17 protein-coding genes and 1 other RNA gene are annotated in these 17,343 nt (G+C 47.2%); 5 read left to right on the top strand and 13 right to left on the bottom strand.

The genetic code is table 11. From position 1 onward, the window contains the following. Positions 1 to 4 precede the first annotated feature (4 nt). Both HPY73_00350 and HPY73_00345 read left to right on the top strand, forming a co-directional pair. A complete protein-coding gene (locus HPY73_00350; GenBank protein ID QLH74052.1) occupies positions 5 to 280 on the top strand; it encodes a hypothetical protein in 276 nt (91 codons plus the stop codon). After that, entirely contained in the window at positions 280 to 1,035 is a 756-nt protein-coding gene (locus tag HPY73_00345) for a lipoate--protein ligase family protein (protein QLH75583.1), read from the top strand. Before HPY73_00350 ends, HPY73_00345 begins: the two co-directional genes overlap by 1 nt. On the opposite strand, the gene HPY73_00340 is transcribed toward HPY73_00345, so the two are convergent. Genes HPY73_00340 through lipA form a run of 4 tightly spaced genes read right to left on the bottom strand, consistent with a single transcriptional unit; the run spans position 1,025 to position 5,245 of the window. Further along, positions 1,025 to 2,290, bottom strand: a complete 1,266-nt coding sequence (locus tag HPY73_00340; GenBank protein ID QLH74051.1) for a 2-oxo acid dehydrogenase subunit E2 — start codon at positions 2,288 to 2,290, stop codon at positions 1,025 to 1,027. The two genes, HPY73_00345 and HPY73_00340, sit on opposite strands and share 11 nt — an antisense overlap. A 9-nt stretch (positions 2,291 to 2,299) precedes the next feature. After that, the gene (locus HPY73_00335) at positions 2,300 to 3,274 is read right to left on the bottom strand and encodes an alpha-ketoacid dehydrogenase subunit beta (GenBank protein QLH75582.1); all 975 of its coding nucleotides are present in this window, start codon (positions 3,272 to 3,274) and stop codon (positions 2,300 to 2,302) included. 2 nt (positions 3,275 to 3,276) lie between these two features. Further along, positions 3,277 to 4,326, bottom strand: coding sequence for a pyruvate dehydrogenase (acetyl-transferring) E1 component subunit alpha (pdhA, locus tag HPY73_00330; protein QLH75581.1), 1,050 nt, complete (start codon positions 4,324 to 4,326; stop codon positions 3,277 to 3,279). Positions 4,327 to 4,342: 16 nt separating this feature from the next. Continuing rightward, a complete protein-coding gene (gene lipA, locus HPY73_00325) occupies positions 4,343 to 5,245 on the bottom strand; it encodes a lipoyl synthase (protein QLH74050.1) in 903 nt (300 codons plus the stop codon). Positions 5,246 to 5,373: 128 nt separating this feature from the next. Between lipA and ffs the strand changes: the two genes are divergently transcribed. Continuing rightward, positions 5,374 to 5,685: signal recognition particle sRNA (ffs, locus tag HPY73_00320), an RNA gene on the top strand. 4 nt (positions 5,686 to 5,689) lie between these two features. On the opposite strand, the gene HPY73_00315 is transcribed toward ffs, so the two are convergent. Both HPY73_00315 and HPY73_00310 read right to left on the bottom strand, forming a co-directional pair. Next, entirely contained in the window at positions 5,690 to 6,712 is a 1,023-nt protein-coding gene (locus tag HPY73_00315) for a methanogenesis marker 2 protein (protein QLH74049.1), read from the bottom strand. A 52-nt stretch (positions 6,713 to 6,764) separates the two neighbouring features. Then, on the bottom strand, positions 6,765 to 7,355 hold the full coding sequence (locus HPY73_00310; protein ID QLH74048.1) for a hypothetical protein: 591 nt from the start codon (positions 7,353 to 7,355) through the stop codon (positions 6,765 to 6,767). A gap of 191 nt (positions 7,356 to 7,546) precedes the next feature. Between HPY73_00310 and nrdD the strand changes: the two genes are divergently transcribed. Both nrdD and HPY73_00300 read left to right on the top strand, forming a co-directional pair. Further along, entirely contained in the window at positions 7,547 to 9,670 is a 2,124-nt protein-coding gene (gene nrdD, locus HPY73_00305; protein QLH74047.1) for an anaerobic ribonucleoside-triphosphate reductase, read from the top strand. Between the two features lie 124 nt (positions 9,671 to 9,794). Next, positions 9,795 to 10,043 carry a hypothetical protein gene (locus HPY73_00300; protein QLH74046.1) on the top strand — a complete coding sequence of 83 codons (249 nt, stop codon included), beginning with the start codon at positions 9,795 to 9,797 and terminating at the stop codon, positions 10,041 to 10,043. Between the two features lie 34 nt (positions 10,044 to 10,077). On the opposite strand, the gene HPY73_00295 is transcribed toward HPY73_00300, so the two are convergent. The 7 genes from HPY73_00295 to HPY73_00265 all read right to left on the bottom strand — a co-directional run bounded on the left by HPY73_00295 (position 10,078) and on the right by HPY73_00265 (position 17,237). Beyond that, entirely contained in the window at positions 10,078 to 11,697 is a 1,620-nt protein-coding gene (locus tag HPY73_00295; GenBank protein QLH74045.1) for a site-2 protease family protein, read from the bottom strand. A gap of 67 nt (positions 11,698 to 11,764) precedes the next feature. Beyond that, positions 11,765 to 12,148 carry a hypothetical protein gene (locus tag HPY73_00290; protein QLH74044.1) on the bottom strand — a complete coding sequence of 128 codons (384 nt, stop codon included), beginning with the start codon at positions 12,146 to 12,148 and terminating at the stop codon, positions 11,765 to 11,767. Between the two features lie 77 nt (positions 12,149 to 12,225). After that, positions 12,226 to 12,519 carry a hypothetical protein gene (locus tag HPY73_00285; protein QLH74043.1) on the bottom strand — a complete coding sequence of 98 codons (294 nt, stop codon included), beginning with the start codon at positions 12,517 to 12,519 and terminating at the stop codon, positions 12,226 to 12,228. Between the two features lie 4 nt (positions 12,520 to 12,523). Beyond that, entirely contained in the window at positions 12,524 to 13,675 is a 1,152-nt protein-coding gene (locus HPY73_00280; protein ID QLH74042.1) for a dipeptide ABC transporter ATP-binding protein, read from the bottom strand. Beyond that, positions 13,672 to 15,198 carry an ATP-binding cassette domain-containing protein gene (locus HPY73_00275; protein QLH74041.1) on the bottom strand — a complete coding sequence of 509 codons (1,527 nt, stop codon included), beginning with the start codon at positions 15,196 to 15,198 and terminating at the stop codon, positions 13,672 to 13,674. Before HPY73_00275 ends, HPY73_00280 begins: the two co-directional genes overlap by 4 nt. Positions 15,199 to 15,202: 4 nt before the next feature. Further along, a complete protein-coding gene (locus tag HPY73_00270) occupies positions 15,203 to 16,195 on the bottom strand; it encodes an ABC transporter permease (GenBank protein QLH74040.1) in 993 nt (330 codons plus the stop codon). Between the two features lie 4 nt (positions 16,196 to 16,199). Next, positions 16,200 to 17,237 (bottom strand): ABC transporter permease, encoded by a 1,038-nt coding sequence (locus tag HPY73_00265; GenBank protein QLH74039.1) that lies wholly within the window; start codon positions 17,235 to 17,237, stop codon positions 16,200 to 16,202. Between the last annotated feature and the right edge of the window lie 106 nt (positions 17,238 to 17,343).

Here is a 17,343-nt window from a genome sequence, read left to right as displayed (position 1 = left end):
ATCCATGGATAGATCAAGAGAGAAGAAGGTCCCAGGAGGAAAACTTGTCAGGGTCAGGACCGAAAGGAAGGATGGGAAGATAGTATCGGTCCGCATAGAGGGTGACTTCTTTGTTCATCCCGAAGAGGGCCTCGAAAAGATGGAACGGTCCCTCGTAGGGCTCAGGACCGAAGACGTTGAAACAATGAGGGCGGTCCTGAACAGGACCGTGGAGGATTATGGCATCATATTGATCGGTTTCACGGTGGACGACCTGACAGAGCTTCTGGGTGATGGATGATGCTCAGGGAGAGATGGAGGCTTCTGCCATTTGCAATAAGGGACGGGGCGCTCAACATGGCCATCGACGAGGCCATAGCCGAGGCGATCTCTTTCAACGAGTCGCCCCCGACCATAAGGTTCTACGGATGGTCGCCACCAGCGGTCACCATTGGGTGTTTCCAGAGCATGCGCGATGAGGTGGACCTCGACGCATGTCACGAGCTTGGCATCGATGCGATAAGGAGAAGGACCGGCGGGGGGGCCGTGTTCCACGATACTGATGGGGAGATAACATACAGCGTGATCTGTCCTGAAAGGTACATTGGGCCGGACATTTCCGCCTCTTATCATGAGGTCTGTAGCTGGATCATCGATGCCCTGGGGACCTTCGGACTGCGCGCAGAGTTTTCGCCCATCAATGACGTGGTGATTGATGGGAGGAAGATATCGGGCAATGCCCAGACCAGAAGATCGGGCGTCTTTACGATGCATGGGACGGTGCTGTACAAGGTCGACAGGGAGAGGATGTTCAAGGTGCTCAAGGTGGGCAGGACCAAAGTTTCAGACAAGAACATCTCCTCTTACGGACAAAGGGTGGTCGGGGCATCGGAGCTCGTTGGAACCTCCCTGGACGGCCTTCTGAGGGCTTTGATGGCATCCTTCCTCAAAGGTAAGCAGTGGTACCTGGGCGAGATGAGCATGGATGAAGAGGCCAGGGCAGGGTCTCTTGCCCTATCCCGCTATCGTTCTGATGATTGGAACCTCAGTCGATGACCGGCGGAATCAGCATCAGCTCGGGGCTCTCAAGATGCCTTTTCAGGTCGTTCAGGAACTTTGCGGCCTCCGCCCCGTCCAACGCCCTATGGTCAAAGGTCAGGGACAATGGGAGTATCTTCCTGGCCCTTATGACGCCGTCCACGACCCTGGGTACATCCATTATCCTGCCCGTGCCCAATATAGCGACCTCTGGGTAATTGATGATTGGAGTACCATAGGTCCCACCGAAGGCCCCATAGTTGGTGATGGTGAACGTCCCACCCTTGAGGTCGGCGATGTCCAGCTTCCTGGTCCTAGCTAGTTCGGAAAGGTTCTGGACCTCCTGTGCGATCTCGACTATGGACTTTTGGTCAGCGGCCTTTAAAACTGGGACGATCAGGCCATCATCGACCGCGACCGCGATCCCGATGTTATAGTACTTTTTGACTACTATCTGTTCGTTCTTGTCGTCCACAACGGAGTTGAGCAGAGGATGGTCCCTCAATGCCTTTACCACCGCAGTTATAATGAACGGCATGTAGGTTATCTTGACGCCTTTCTCTTTCAGGACCTGGTCCTTTATTTTCTCCCTTAGTGATACCAGGTCGGTGATGTCAGCATCGTCCATCGCTGTCACCGCGGCAACATTCTGCTGTGATTCCATCATGTGCTTTGCCGTGGTCCTTCTGACACCTTTGATAGGGATCCTGTCAACGAATCCGTACAGGTCGAACTTCGGGACGACCTTCGTCTTTTGTTTTTCCGCCGTTCCAAATGAGCGCACGTCAGATTCGGTCACCCTTCCTTCGGGACCGCTGCCCTTCACCATCGATATATCGACCCCAAGGTCCTTTGCCAACTTCCGGACGGCCGGGGTCGCCTGGACCCCCTTTGACGTGGTTGTCCGCGCCACTTCTTTGGAAGATACTACGACCTCTTCTGTCGGGAGCTCCCCTACCACAGAGACCGACCCCCTCCTTTCCTGCGGCCTCATTTCCTCCTTTATCTGGTCCATCGTCGGACCAACGGTCTCTCCTTCCTCTCCAATGACGGCAAGGGTCTCGCCGACCTTTACAATGTCCCCCTCACCATGGTTCAGCCTCAGGACCTTTCCGGGTGATGGGGATGGTATCTCCACCACGGCCTTGTCGGTCTCTACCTCCGCCAAGGTCTGGTCCTGTTTCACGACGTCGCCCTCCTTGACGAGCCATTTCTTTATCTCTCCCTCGGTTATGCCTTCCCCCAGGTCCGGGAACTTGAAATCTTTGACCATGCTCTCACCTCAGAACGATGCCGCTCTCTCGATCGCGTCCGCTATCCTCTCAGGGGATATGTAATAATGGTCCTCTCCTTTCGGCAATGGTACCGTGATGTCCGGGGCCGTCACCCTTTCTATGGGGGCCTCCAATGAGAGCAGTTCTCTCTCCGCCACCCTGGCCGCTATCTCTGCCCCCACGCCGAAGCTCTTCGGGGCCTCGTGCACGACGACCAACCTGCCGGTCTTCCTGACAGATGCAAGGACCGACCGCCAATCTATCGGGCTCAGGGTCCTCAGGTCAAGAACCTCTGAGCTCACGCTCGATGACGTGATGTCGACCGCTTTCTGTATCTGGGGGACCATCGCCCCCCACCCTATCACCGTGACATCAGAGCCTTCCTGCACCACCCTTGCCTTGCCTAATGGGACAGTATACTCACCCTCGGGGACCTCCTCTTTCAACATCCTATAGCTTCTGGTAGGCTCAAGGAAGATGACGGGGTCCGGATCCCGTATCGAGGATGTCAGAAGGCCCTTTGCCTCAAGGGGCGTCGATGGCACGACCACCTTCAGCCCAGGGATATGACAGAACAGCGCCTCGGTGCTCTCGCTATGATGTTCCAGCGCCTTCACCCCTGCGCCGTACGGCATCCGTAGGACCATCGGGACGGTCAGCTTCCCTCTCGTCCTGTTCCTCATTCTCGCCGCGTGACATATCATCTGGTTAAGGGTCAGATAGGAGAACCCCATGAACTGTATCTCAGCTATCGGACGTAGACCGTTCATGGCCATACCTATGCTGACACCTGCTATTCCGGCCTCTGCCAAGGGCGTGTCGATGACCCTCTCCGGACCGAACCTGTCCAAAAGCCCCTCCGAGAGCCTGAAGACGCCCCCGTCGACCCCAACATCCTCTCCCAACAAGACGACTGTAGGGTCCCTCTCCATCTCTTCCCTCATAGCAGCATTGATGGCCTGGACCATGTTCATGAGAGGCATGATCATTCCTCGCTCCTGCCGTGGGCGGCCTTGGAGAGGGCCTCCATCTGTTCTTTTAGGTCATCTGTCATTTCCGCATAGGTGTACCTGAAAACATCCTCTAGCGTCGGTCTCGGATGGCCCTCTGCCTTTTTTACCTCGGCCTCGACGAAAGATGCTATACCATCCTGCATCTCCCTCTCCTTGACCTCGTTCCAGATCCCACGTTCCTCGATGTATCTTCTGAACCGCTTCAGGGGGTCTTTCAGGGCCCACTCGGCGATCTCCTTTTCCAGACGGTACCTGGTGGCATCATCGGACGTTGTATGGTCCCCCATCCTATAGGTGTATGACTCGATCAAGGTCGGACCTTCCCCATTACGTGCCCGATCAAGGGCCTCCTTCGTCGCTGCGAACATGGCAAGGGCGTCGTTCCCATCGACCAGTATCCCAGGGAACCCATAGGCCAATGCCTTCTGGGCGATGGTCCTTGAGGCGGTCTGCCTGGTCCTTGGTACCGATATTGCCCATTGATTGTTCTGGCAAATGAACACGTTCGGCGTCCTCAGGACACCAGCGAAGTTCATTCCCTCATGGAACTCCCCTTCCGAGGTGGCGCCGTCACCGAAGTAACACACCACGGCCGACCTTTCTTTCCTGACCTTCGCGGCATATGCTATGCCGACGGCATGAGGTACCTGAGAGCCTACAGGTACGGCAGAAGGGGTGATCCTCATACCATCTGGAAATTTGCTTCCTTCCTCGTTCCCCATCCAATAAAGGTAGAGCGTCGAGAGAGGTATCCCCCGATAAAGAAGGTTCCCAAGCTCACGGAAAGCCCAGACGGTCCAATCTTCTTTATCCATCGCGGCGGCGGGTCCGGTCTGAGAGGCCTCCTGCCCCTTGCTGGGCGGATAGGCGCCGAGCCTTCCCTGCCTCTGCAGCTTTACCGCCTTATCGTCGGCGATCCTGGTCAATGACATGTTCCTGTACATGCGCAGTAGCGTACTGTCATCGATCTCCGGCTCAAGCTCCCTATTCACATTCCCATCCACATCCAAAATGCGCAACATCTCCCCCTTCAACGGGTCAAAATCCTCGATCAGCACGACCTTTCCTCCTTATTTTGTTGAACGCCTCTTTTGCCATGTACGATGAACGGACGAACGGGCCTGAGGAAACATGTAAGAATCCCAGGTCCTTTGCGATTTCTTCCATCTCTTTGAACTCCTCTGGTGATATGTAACGGTCGACCTGTATCTGTTCCCTACCAGGTCTGAGATATTGCCCGATGGTAACTATGTCGGTCCCGACATCTCTGATGTCAGACAAGGTCTTGATCGCCTCATCCTTTGTCTCACCAAGGCCTAGCATCAACGAGCTCTTCGTCAGGACCGATGGCCAGATCTCCTTCGCGAGGGACAAGACCTTCAAAGATCTACGATAAGATGCCTGTGGATGCCTTATGTAAGGAGTGAGCCTCTCCACAGTCTCGATATTGTGGCCTAGTACATCTGGATGAGAAGAGAGGATATCTGCTATCGCCTTATCTGAACCGGCCATGTCCGGGATTAAAAGCTCCACCGAGCAAAGGGGCGAGCGTTCTTTAATTGACCTTGTCACCGAATAAAAGATAGAAGAGCCTTGGTCCTCAAGGTCATCGCGGGTGACCGAGGTTATCACGACATGCTCTAGGCCTAGACGGACCACCGCCTCGGCCACCCTTTTCGGCTCCGTCGGGTCGACGGGGTCTCCTACCTTTCCTGCGGGCACTGAGCAGAACCGACAGCCCCTTGTGCAGGTGCCTCCTAGGATCAAGAAGGTAGCGGTGCCCTTGGACCAACAATCATAGATGTTCGGGCAATGCGAAGGGTCACAGACAGACCGCACCCCCAAGGACCGAAGGGTGTCGCGGACTTGCGAGAATCCACCCCCTACAGGTGCCTTGACCTTGATCCATTCAGGCTTTGAGGGGGTCGTGTTGAACACCATGAGCTTCTGTTCTCTATTGGCAGCAGGATATTATTACCATTTTCGGGAGGTCTCGGCGCGTGACCTCGGTCAAGCATGCCCAAGCTCAGACCAAGTATCTTAAATACGTCAATGTCGTAATCCTGGGACGCTAGGCTTGACCGGGACGCTCGGCGTGTCCTTGTACACCGAAATCGTCGATACGCGGGGGTGACAGCGGGGGACGTCGTATCCGGAGAGCCTTAGGCCCATGAGCAGGTGCTGATGTCCTGTCCTGCGGGGTCGGTGGCTGCATCGTGGCGCAGCTGGAGGGTTGCGCCCCTTGCTCTAATCGCGGGGACCGGGTCAGGCCCTGACGGGAGCAGCCTAACCGCGGACTACCTACGCTCGAAGGGGAGCGGGGCGGAGCTTGCGCATGGCAAACCTAGGGCGACCCGAACGGCAACCTTCGTGGCCTAGCACTTTTTATTTGCCATTGTCAAAGCTGATGGGTTCCCATCCGGACGTGCTCTTGGCTGGAGCGCACCCAGTAATAAATTCCTTGTTGAAATCGAAAAGTACCTCGGTCTGTGTCCCGTCAGTTATCTTCATCACCTTGGTGTCGTCGATCTTGCCCACAACCGCGCCATCGACGCCCACGGCTGCGAACATGTCGAGAATCTCTTTGGAATTTGATGGATCGCATGCAAGGACATAACCTAGTCCTTGATAGGATTTTAACCATCTAGCAAGATCCACCCCTTCGGGCCTTGGTATCTTGGTGATATCAATGGTAGCACCCTTCCCTGACGTCTCAAGCATCATTCCCATGGTCCCAAGGGCACCCGGGTTGCTGATGTCCTTCCCACAGTTGCATAATCTCCTTTTGGCGATCTTGTTCATCACCCGCATCTGCTTTCGTACAAGCTCGGCATCTTTTTTGCTAGTGGTGTCCCATGCAAAATAAAGACCTTCTGGATAGAACCCATCAAGGTCCATCACCATTATCGCATCATGACCTGCCTGGGCGGTATGGCTGTATATGCATTGTTCCTTGCTCTCACAATAACCAACAATAGCGATGTCGATCGCATTATAGCTGCAATCAGGATGCGTGTGCCCTCCGACTATAGGCACAGCGAATTTTTTTACCGCCGCCTCCATCCCCTTCATTACGTGTCCACAGACCTTCTCCTCTTTAACAGAGAGGACATCTAACATAGCTATTGGTATCCCGCCCATGGCAGCGATATCATGAAGGTTCACAAGGACCGCGTAATAACCAGCATAGAAAGGATTTGCCTTCATCAAGGCCTCCATTATACCATCAGCGGCGAGAAGCAGGACCTTGTCATCCTCCCATTCGACAACAGCAGCATCTTCGCCATAAGATGCCAATACATTACGGTTGCTGACTTTTGGGAAGAAATTGATGACCTCGGAAATTGTGTGCTTTCGGGTCACCCCCGGATACTTTTTTATTTCTTCCACCAGGGCCTTCAAGCTCATGCGACCGCGTATGAATTGAGAAGGTATAATACCTTTTTATAATGTAGAACGGTCAGAAGTTCAACTTCGTCTGCTTTGTTTCCTTAATCAGGAAACCAATGTCATGACCTTCGACCAATAGAGATTCCATGAGCTCGACATAACTTTTTTCAAGGTCCTCACTTGGTTGATGGTCCATCACATAAGCCCGGGAACTGTCCGGGATCTTAAACCCAGAACGTGATAGGACCTTCTTTGCCTCCATCCTTTCCTCTGGAGTGGCAAGACGCCCTGGTATATTTCCCTCTATACCTGCCTTCGAGAGTTCTTCCACGAAGACGGCTCTCTTAAAGAGTTTGTTCAAAGTGAAAAGTATAACCTCATTCACCTTTTCCATAGGGTATATCTGTCTTGCCTTATCTCCAATGACCTCGTAGAATGTACGTTCCTTTCCTCTGATCGGGATGTATATTTTTGCAGGAGGGATTTCTTTCTCCTTCACTATTTTAAGGTCTGTTAATGCCCTAAGATAGCCTGTAAGTAACAATCGATTTATTTTGTATCCTTTACTGTTCAATTCTTTATATAGCGAACTGATGGACTTACCCTCTTCAGTCAAAGTTTCGAGGACTATGAAACGAAAATCCCTATCTGGGTGAAACATGTGATAACAGAATTGGTAACAGATATGATAACTAATAAAGATTTGCTAATAAGCATTTTTTACCAAATCAAGTTCAAAAAACGATTTAAAGCTGGGGTATAATCCAAATAGTTGCAGCAATAAATGGGTGGGATCGCGTTCTCATTTGTGGATGGGACAATGCGGTCTTTTTAATTGCAGGGAGTAATAATATGAAGGCAACCGCATCAACGAAGGAGCCCGGAGACATGATGGAGCCGGGCGTAGTATTTTCAGATGATAAAGAATCGACAGAATTGTCCTTGTTCGTAAGGACCTCAGATGAAGAGATAAGGAAATGGGACAGGTCTAAGATCTATGATGCTTTGATCCGTGAAACGACCATCAGCGAGGATGCCGCGGCTATAGTGGCCCGAGAAGTAGAGAAAATGATATCAGAGCTGGAGATCGAGGTGATCACGGCTCCTTTGATAAGAGAGCTCACCAATGCAAAACTTGTCGAATATGGGCTGTCTAAAATACGTCGACAGCACACAAGGCTTGGAGTACCATTGTATGATGCAAGACAGATCATAATGAGCCCAAACAAGGAGAATGCAAATGTTCCGCATGGGCCCGAGGCGACCAATCTCACCTTAGCGGAGAGGATAAAGAAGGAGTTCGCCTTGTTAGAGGTATTCACCCAAGAAATGGCCGATGCCCACATGCGAGGCGATATCCATCTGCACGACCTAGGAATGATCGACCGCCCGTATTGCAGTGGACAATCCATAGAGTATGTTAAAAAATTTGGATTGAACCTCCCGAATGCGATATCGATCGCTAAACCTGCAAAGCATCCAGAGGTGCTGATCGAGCAGGTCGTGAAGTTCTCGGCTGCATTACAGGGCAATTTTGCCGGAGCGATCGGATGGGACGCTTTCAACCTGTTCCTTGCTCCCTACCTAGTCAATGTCGATGATGAACGTATGAAGCAGCTTGCTCAAATACTCATATTCGAGTTTGCACAGCAAGCGGTTGCCAGAGGTGGGCAGTCGATCTTCAGCGATCTAAATCTATATTGGGAATGCCCGCAACACTTTGAAGATGTCCCGGCGATTGGGCCAAAAGGGGAGTTCACAGGAGCCACTTATAAAGATTACGTTCCTGAGGCCCAGAGGTTCATCAACGCATTGTTCGACGTTTATCTTGAGGGTGACGCTCTAGGGAGGCCGTTCTTCTTCCCTAAGCCAAATGTCCATATGACGGACAAGTTCTTCAAGACAGACGGCCATGAGGAGTTCCTTTATAAGATATCAAAGGTCGCTTCTGAGAAGGGCAACACCTACTTTGTTTTTGACCGTGGCAACACAGCCAAGATCTCAGAGTGCTGCAGACTTACATTCAAGCTCGAGCAGAGCGACCTGGATGATGCAAAGACCCCGTGGAAAATGAGGTACTCGGCAATGCAGAACGTTACCATAAACCTCCCACGTATCGCATATGAGGCACATCAGAACGATGACGAATTGTTCAGATTGCTGCACGAGAGGGTCGACCTAGTCGCTAGGTCTCATATGCAGAAGCGTGAGTTCATAGGTAAATTGCTTGGAATGGGCAAGCACGGACCTCTCGCTTTGCTGACAATGGAGATGGATGGGGAGCCATATTACAGGTTCAACAAAGCCTCTTTCCTCGTCGGCATGGTGGGTCTGAACGAGATGGTGCAATATCATACCGGCCAACAGCTTCATGAATCGAAAGATGCCATGAAGTTCGGACTTCGGGTGATCGCGGCCATGAAGAAGGACGCGGAGGAGATCGGTGCAAAATATGGGATCAAGATGCCTTTGGAGCAGACCCCGGCTGAAAGCACCTCGTATAGGTTCGCAAAGTTGGATAAGAAATATTATCCTTTGCAGACATCGACCGTCATAAAGGGGAACAAGAGCACGGGCGAGGTCTATTACACCAATTCCACATATCTGAATGTTGGTGCAAATATAGGCGCCATAGAGCGTGTCAAACAAGAGGGTGTGTTCCACCCCTTGATAGATGCAGGTTCCCTCACGCATGTGTGGCTCGGAGAGCACAAACCTCCGGCGGAAAGCATAGCTGCCTTTGTCAAAAAGACCTTCGAGACCACGCAGAACGCGCAGATAGCATTTAGTCCCGAGTTTACCTCTTGCCTAGATTGTGGGAAGACCGTTCGCGGCCTGAAGGACAGTTGCCCTTACTGCCATTCGGTCAACATTGAGGGAATAACCCGTGTCACCGGGTTTTTCTCTAAGATCAATAGTTGGAACAAAGGTAAGATCGGAGAGCTGCATGACCGGCTGAGGAATAATGTCATTTAAGGTCTGTATCCCAAACCATTTCATTAAATCATTTTTTCATTTTATCTCGACACATGCTCAATCTTTTGTGTGACACAATTAAATATTCGCAATATCAAGATGATAACCGAAAAGGTGCAGGAGATTGACGAAAGTTCAGATCGGTGAGCACCGTTGGGTGAATATCAGAAGAAGGAGCCTATGTGACAACTGTATAGCAGATGTCTGTCTGAGAAAGCAGGAGCTCACGGAGGTCAGAGTATTGAGATGCGAACTGTTCAGGTCTCCATTTATAGCCTTTAAGAAGTGCATCAGATGCGGCTGTGTCTACGAGGTCTTCTCTAACTTTGGTTCTCTGGACTATGATAAATGCCCTGAATGTAACATGAAATAAAAAAGAAAGTTTTAATGGGATGCTAGTGTCCATCTCATCCCAATATCCTAGGACCGATCATCTGCCAGATGATCAAGAAGAGAATGAACAATGCGATGAAGGTCGCGAATTTACCGATCCTCGCACTTATAGCTTTCCTCTCCTCCTCTGTCGCGTTCTTCTTGAACCTCATTATAAGGCCATCAAGCCCGTCCTTGAAAATGACACCGCCGTCCATTGGTACTGCTGGAAGGGCATTGGTCAATCCTACCATGAGGTTGATCCAGAAGATCCAATAGAGACAATTCGAGAACGTCCAGAACATTCCTGCCCCCATCCATTCGAACATACCAGTTGGTTGGAAGAGGTCTGTCAATGGTGATTCGACCGGTGCCAGGCCATAGAACGGCAGTGCGATGTATCTAAGCGACGCTTGGAAGAACCCGCCAGCATCGGTCACCCCATCGTAAGGGTCCCTCAGCCAGGCGAGGATCTCCTTTGGTTCCATGACGCTGATCCCAAGATAGGCGGAATTGATCCCCAAGAACCCGATGTCCTTGAAATCCTCAGGTATCGCGATATTGTTGTCCTTGTAATACTGGAGCTTGCTGTCAAGGGTTACATTCGTGATCCCTTCCTCTACATACCAAATATTAGAGGTCGGATCGAAAGACCACACCGTGACGTTCACCCTTTGCCCTGGTTGAGTTTTATCAAGGGCATCCTTCAGGTCCTGGTCATTCCTGATCGGAGTGTTGTTCAAGGAGACTATCATCATCCCCGATCTCATCCCTGCCTCATAAGCTGGACGCCCAGATGATACTCCTGTCAAAATTAACCCGGACGTTACGGTCCTTACCCCTTCCTCTCCTTTGTAATAATATGTCAATGTCACATTGTCACCAGGTTGTACTGATGGCGCCTTATACCAGGAGTCGATCGAATCGATGTACACCCCATTGAGCTTGAGAACTTGATAACCATATCCTATGCCTGCCATATCTGCAGGAGATCCGTTCAAGACCCCAAGGACCACTGGCCCATCATCGACAGGTTCGACCGATGCTACTGCCACGCTTGCGAACAGGAAGGCAAATAAAAAGGCAAGAATGATGTTGGTCGCGGGCCCCACGGCATAGATGTTCATCCTTTTCTTCCTCGCGGTCTTGGATATCGCCTCCTCGTCCGGTTCAACGAACGCCCCCATCGGGAAGACGACAAAGACCAGACCTAGGGATTTCACGGCTATGTCGCTCACCCTTGTCAATATCCCATGGGCATATTCATGCACCACGATCGCAATGACCAGACCTAAAATTCCATACCAGATAGGTATCAATGGATTGATGCCAGGAAGTCCGAGCATCATCTCAGGACCAGGCGCAGACTCGGCCGGGATCCTCGATACAAGGAAGGCCTCCCATACAAGTAGGCCTACCATGAAGGCCATCGTGACGACAACGATCGCCTTTGACAATGCTGCATACCCGTTCCAGAACCTTTTTGGGCGGGACAGCCTCTCTATGAGGTCCTTCCCCTTCTGTGTCCTCCACATGATGAAAGGGCCCCAGTTCGACATGTTGTACTTCTGAAGGATATCCTTTTTCTTCAGATAGAACAGAAGGGCCGTCCATGCGACCAATACGACAAGCGCTATTATGTAGCCGTTAACCATGATAAACCTTGAGGCAAAAAAGGAGAATTAGGTATTTCAAACATAGCTGCCAGCCAAAGGGTTTCTGTCACGGCCTCCTTTCCTTCCAGATGTCATCGCCCATCTGAGCATATACTGCCGATGCATCATCCGATTCGGCCCTTTCCTCCTTCGACCTCTTTGCCAGGCGCAATATCTGGTCCTTTTTAAGTATCCAGTAGTGGATCCTCCAAAGTTTGCCCTTCTTTAGGTGGACCTCTTCCTGGGTTGTGGTGAGGAATCCTTCCTCCTCGAGCATGTAGAATACATCACGGTCCTCGGATGTCAACCTGTTATCGATGACCTCTCCCTCAAAACCGAAGAAGCTCATGAGATACTCGGCCAGTTTTACGATGTCCTCTTCCGTCATACCCTTCCTGCCGAGGGTGTTCTTCAAAGCTGAGATAACATCCTCCATGCTGACGACGGTCAAGGTTTTGCCCCGATTCTGGGAAACACTCTACGTTGATATAATGATTCTTTATTCTTTATTATTTCAATAATACTTCACTAGCCTTGATATCTCCAAATACCATTTTTTCCCCATAATTTTGAATATATAATAATTTGAATAAAACTGAACGTTAAAAGGAATATTACTATTATTAAATACTTGAAATCAAGGTTTTCTTTCCTGTTGATCTCCAATGAAACAAACGAACCTGTCATCAAAGATAATACTACAAACCAATACAAAATGAGCTTGGATTTAAACCATTGTCCCCAGGTCATTTCCTCTGGTTCTTGAAATGAATCATCCTTGTCGGATTCCTCCCTAATTGTTATTATACGTTTCTTTGCCATGTTCTCATCGGAAGTGGCAGGCGACCATATGACCATTTCCTTTGTCTTCCAATAATGGTTCCTCAACTTCACAAATTTCTTGTCTATACCGACATCTTGTGTGAAAATGACAACCTTTTGGTGGGTTTGATGGCGATGGGACGTCTCCACTGAGAACAATCTTGTTACGTTTTACCTCTGGGTCTGGAACTGGAATCACTGACAATAAAGCCTCGGTATAAGGATGCAATGGGGTTTTGAAAATTTGATCTTTTGTCCCCGACTCGACAATCTTGCCCAGATACATAACATTAATCCTATCACACATATATCTTATGGTGCTTAAATCATGAGAAATAAATAAATATGTTAGGCCAAGCTCAGACTGTAGATCGGTTAACAAGTTTAATATTTGGGCTTGAACCGAGACATCCAGGGCCGATGTGGGTTCATCTAATACTATTAAATCTGGATTCAGGGCAAGGGCTCGTGCTATCCCTATCCTTTGCCTTTGTCCTCCAGAAAATTCATGAGGGTATCTATACATATAATCCGGATTTAATCCAACCTTCAACATCAATTCTTGAACTCTTTGAGCGGCCTCTATGTTGTTCAATATACCATGAACTAAAATTGGTTCCGCAATTATGTCCTTTACCAGCATTCGAGGATTTAAAGAGGAATAAGGGTCCTGAAACACAATCTGCATTTCTCTTCTAGTCCTTCTCATCGATTCTTCATCTTTATATAACAATGAATATTTTTTTCGAATCTCGATCAACTCGGCCATCTCGGGATTCGAATGGCGTTGTTTATTATTCATTTTATTTTTTGGATAATATTTATCTATTTTCATTGAACTTGAAAAGGATCCATTGTTCATTTGCTTCGCTTCAATTTCTTCGAGCTCCAGCATTTTTTTCCTAGTTTCTTTTGGCATTTTATAATAAATATTGCCCTGAGTTGGTTTGGTTAACATAAGGAGGCATCTTCCTGTAGTGGTCTTTCCACAACCACTTTCGCCAACCAACCCCAATGTTTCTCCTTTTCTAATTTGAAATGTAACATCGTTAACAGCTTTGATGCTACCGATGCTTCGATTTAGAAACCCTCCCCTTATTGGAAAATATTTTTTTAAGGATCTCGCTTCGATAAGTATCTCACCATCATCATTCATATTCTCACCTTGCGATAAAGATGACAAGCAACAAAATGACCTGGTTGAATTTCTTCCAAGGAAGGTTTTTCTTTAGAACATATCTCCATCGAGTAAGGGCATCTTGGGTTGAAACGGCAACCGGAAGGCGGTTTCATTAAGTTTGGAACATTACCTTCAATCGTCTCAAGTCTACCTATATCAGATGTTACTTTTGGAATCGAGTTTATCAAACCCTGAGTATAAGGATGGAATGGTTCTTTAAATACACTCATTTTTGGACCGATTTCGGCCATGGTCCCCGCATACATAACACCAACTCTATCACATATTTCGGCGACCACTCCTAAATTATGAGTAATTAGTAATATTGCAGTTCCAGTCTCCTCCTGAAGATCTTTCATCAATTTTAAAATCTGAGCCTGTATTGTGACATCGAGGGCTGTTGTAGGTTCATCTGCAATTAACAATTGAGGTTTACAAGCTAAAGCAATTGCAATCATTACACGTTGTTGCATTCCGCCACTTAATTCATGAGGATATGATTTGGCCACCGTTTCAGGATCTGGAATTCTTACAAGTCTCAGCATCCGTTCAGCACGGTCCAAAGCCTCTCGTCTTAATTCCCTTTTACTGAAAAATGAAAGTATCCTACTATTCGACCTATTTTTAATACGACGTAGAATCGTTAGCTGATATTTTAAATAATTTTTCCTAACTATTTTAAAAGGTTTAACCTCGAAATAATTACCACATCCAGGACAGTAATCCTGCCCTTCGATTACAATTGCTTTACATCTATCACACTCGTATTCTCCTTTAGAATTTTTACTTTTTGTAACCTTCTTCTTACTAACATATATGTCCAATTCCTTTTCCAACCGGTTTATTGCACCTATTGCAAGTTGTTTTCTATCGTGTAACAATAATACTTCCATTATCTGGTCGCCAGCTGTCATTACTGGATTCAATGCACTCATAGGTTCTTGAAAAATCATCGATATATATTTACCTCGAATTTGTTGCATATATCCCTTGGATCGTTTCAATAAATCATATTCCTCAAGGAGCTTTTCGATTTTCTTTTCGATTTTTTTAATTTTATTATTTATTTCCTCATTTCTCGGTTGTTTTTTATATTCTTCTAATTGAACTTTACAAGCGTTAATCTCTTTGCTACGTTGTAAGTTCTCTTCGAGCCTCTTTAACTCCGAATTTAAATTTTCCAAATCTTTGTAATCGCCAGAAAGAATGATTTTCTTAATAGAATCGATTTTTTCTTCTAACTCTTCAATTTCAGCTTGGTCCCCCTTTGGGGGAAGAAAATAAATCGATCCATTTTCGATTTTTCCAGGCGGTTGGGGGATTAGTCTCATGATACTATTTGCAGTTACACTTTTACCACAACCTGTTTCTCCAACCAAACCTAGTGTTTCTCCTTTTTTAATAGTGAGGTTAACGCCATCAATGGCTTTTACGATACCGGATCTGGTGTAAAAAGATATATACAAATCATTGATCTCAATAATATTTTCTTGACTCATAAATTCATCTCCTCAACCTTGGGTCCAATATGTCCCTGAGCCCATCCCCCAACAGGTTGAATCCCATTACAAACAAGAATATCATCATTCCTGGGAAAAATATAATCCAGTATGGGCTGTACTGATGTCCGTTATAAACAATATATCCCACAATGTATGAAGCACCTTCCGAAGCCATCCTTCCCCACTCAGCAATACCTGGTGGTGCAAAGCCAATATAGCTCAATCCAGATGTAGTGAGTACCACGGACCCGATGTCCATTGTTGCACTGACAAGCATGGGAGAAATTGCATTAGGCAATATGTGTTTGAACAATATTCGATTTTTCTTTGCACCTATCGCCATAGCTGCTTCGACATAAGTATTTTCCCGAACGGTCAATACCTGACCACGGATCAATCTTGCATATGATGGCCACCATACAATCACTAAAGATATGATTATGTTTTCTAAAGAAGGTTTGAGGACTGCGATTACCGCCATCGCTAGAACTAATGCAGGTATAGACAAAAATACATCAGTTACTCTCATTAAAATCTCGTCGAGCTTGCCACCATAATAACCAGCAATTGCACCCAATACGATTCCAATAATCGCTGCACATCCGACCACGATCAGAGAAATATATATGGATGTTCTTGCTCCCCAAATAACTCCATAATAAATATCTGACCCATCCTCTCCTGTACCAAAAATATACGTATATTTTTCTCCATTATTATCTATATATGTTGAGCCGGGCGGGCTTATGCCCTGATTAAAATTTTTTGGCACGATATTGGTTTCAGTCCAACCCTCTGGGGGTGGTGCCAACACCGGGGCAAAAATAGCAATAAGAACCATGGCTAAAACAATACAAAGCCCTAACATGGCCAATAAACTTTTGGACATCAAATACATAGATAATCTTAATTCTCTGATTCTTGGTGTATATGATTTTATTATAGAATCAAAAAATTTCGATACCAATTTACTAACCTTTTCTTTCTTGCCCATGTTTTCACTCCAGTTTAACTCTCGGGTCAAGGAAGGCATACATAATATCCACAATGAGATTCGCTAAAACCACGGTAATCGCTATTAGCATGGTAAATCCAAGAATTGCAGCTTGGTCGTTATTTAATAAAGCATCAGTAGACCATTTACCCAATCCTCGTAACCCAAAAATGCTCTCGGTTATAACGGCCCCGCTCAACAAACCTGCAAACGCTAGGCCCATCACAGTTGTTGTTGGTATCAATGCATTTCTTCTAGCATGTTTTTTCAACACAATCCTTTCTGGTAAGCCCTTAGCTCTAGCTGTTTTTACGTAATCCATGTTCATTACTTCTAACATGCTCGATCTCATTATCCTCGTCAGTATAGCTATGGTTCCAAAAGACAGACATATCGACGGAAGCATCAGATGCCAGACCACATCTAAAAATATGTGGAGATCGCCCATTAACAAAGAATCGATTAAATAGAAATTTGTGACGGGCTCAATTGGATTTGAAGATAACGGATTGTTAGGGTCATACTCCCACGATATTCGTCCACCCAATGGAGCCAAACCTAAATTTAAATAAAAGGTTTGTAATAATAACAATGCCAACCAAAATATCGGTATTGATACACCTATCAATGCTACAAAGCGCACCACGTGGTCTATCGGTTTATTTCTTTTTATTGCAGAGATTGTCCCAATTGTTACACCTACAAAAATTGCGATGAATGTACTTACCAATGCAAGTTCAAATGTGACAGGGAACCTTTTTTCAATAGCTTCCGTTACTGGTGCTCGGGCAGTTTTTGAGTAACCCCAATCACCATGAACGACCCCATTGATCCAATAATAATATTGGACGGGTGTAGAATCATTTAGGTGATATTTTTCTTCAATCGCCCATATTTGTTTTTGACTGGGATGATCTGATGTGGTATATGCTGTCCAGCGGTCTCCACTGAAACCCATCAATACAAAAACAATTATCGATACCCCCAGCAATACGGGGATCAACAATAAAAGTCTTCGTAAAATGAAAGTACCTAGCCTCAACTGGATGCACCATTTCTACAAAAAGGATTGATGCTATAAAAGGATTTTTATTGATAAATAATAAATTACAGGTGAATGGCATAAATATATATAATAAAATAAAAAA

The sequence above is a fragment of the Methanomassiliicoccales archaeon genome (assembly GCA_013415865.1).
Taxonomy (GTDB): Archaea; Thermoplasmatota; Thermoplasmata; order Methanomassiliicoccales; family UBA472; genus MVRC01.
Note: the sequence above shows the minus strand (reverse complement) of the source record. Positions and strands in the feature narration are given on the sequence as shown.

Bases quoted from the DNA above. Each gene is read 5' to 3' on its own strand.
- HPY73_00310 (QLH74048.1), bottom strand. From the start codon at position 7,355: ATGTTTCACCCAGATAGGGATTTTCGTTTCATAGTCCTCGAAACTTTG.
- HPY73_00345 (QLH75583.1), top strand. From the start codon at position 280: ATGCTCAGGGAGAGATGGAGGCTTCTGCCATTTGCAATAAGGGACGGG.
- HPY73_00270 (QLH74040.1), bottom strand. From the start codon at position 16,195: ATGGGCAAGAAAGAAAAGGTTAGTAAATTGGTATCGAAATTTTTTGAT.
- pdhA (QLH75581.1), bottom strand. From the start codon at position 4,326: ATGTTGCGCATTTTGGATGTGGATGGGAATGTGAATAGGGAGCTTGAG.
- HPY73_00340 (QLH74051.1), bottom strand. From the start codon at position 2,290: ATGGTCAAAGATTTCAAGTTCCCGGACCTGGGGGAAGGCATAACCGAG.
- HPY73_00280 (QLH74042.1), bottom strand. From the start codon at position 13,675: ATGAATGATGATGGTGAGATACTTATCGAAGCGAGATCCTTAAAAAAA.
- HPY73_00315 (QLH74049.1), bottom strand. From the start codon at position 6,712: ATGAGCTTGAAGGCCCTGGTGGAAGAAATAAAAAAGTATCCGGGGGTG.
- HPY73_00295 (QLH74045.1), bottom strand. From the start codon at position 11,697: ATGGTTAACGGCTACATAATAGCGCTTGTCGTATTGGTCGCATGGACG.
- HPY73_00285 (QLH74043.1), bottom strand. From the start codon at position 12,519: ATGGCAAAGAAACGTATAATAACAATTAGGGAGGAATCCGACAAGGAT.
- HPY73_00350 (QLH74052.1), top strand. From the start codon at position 5: ATGGATAGATCAAGAGAGAAGAAGGTCCCAGGAGGAAAACTTGTCAGG.
- HPY73_00335 (QLH75582.1), bottom strand. From the start codon at position 3,274: ATGCCTCTCATGAACATGGTCCAGGCCATCAATGCTGCTATGAGGGAA.
- lipA (QLH74050.1), bottom strand. From the start codon at position 5,245: ATGGTGTTCAACACGACCCCCTCAAAGCCTGAATGGATCAAGGTCAAG.
- nrdD (QLH74047.1), top strand. From the start codon at position 7,547: ATGAAGGCAACCGCATCAACGAAGGAGCCCGGAGACATGATGGAGCCG.
- HPY73_00275 (QLH74041.1), bottom strand. From the start codon at position 15,198: ATGAGTCAAGAAAATATTATTGAGATCAATGATTTGTATATATCTTTT.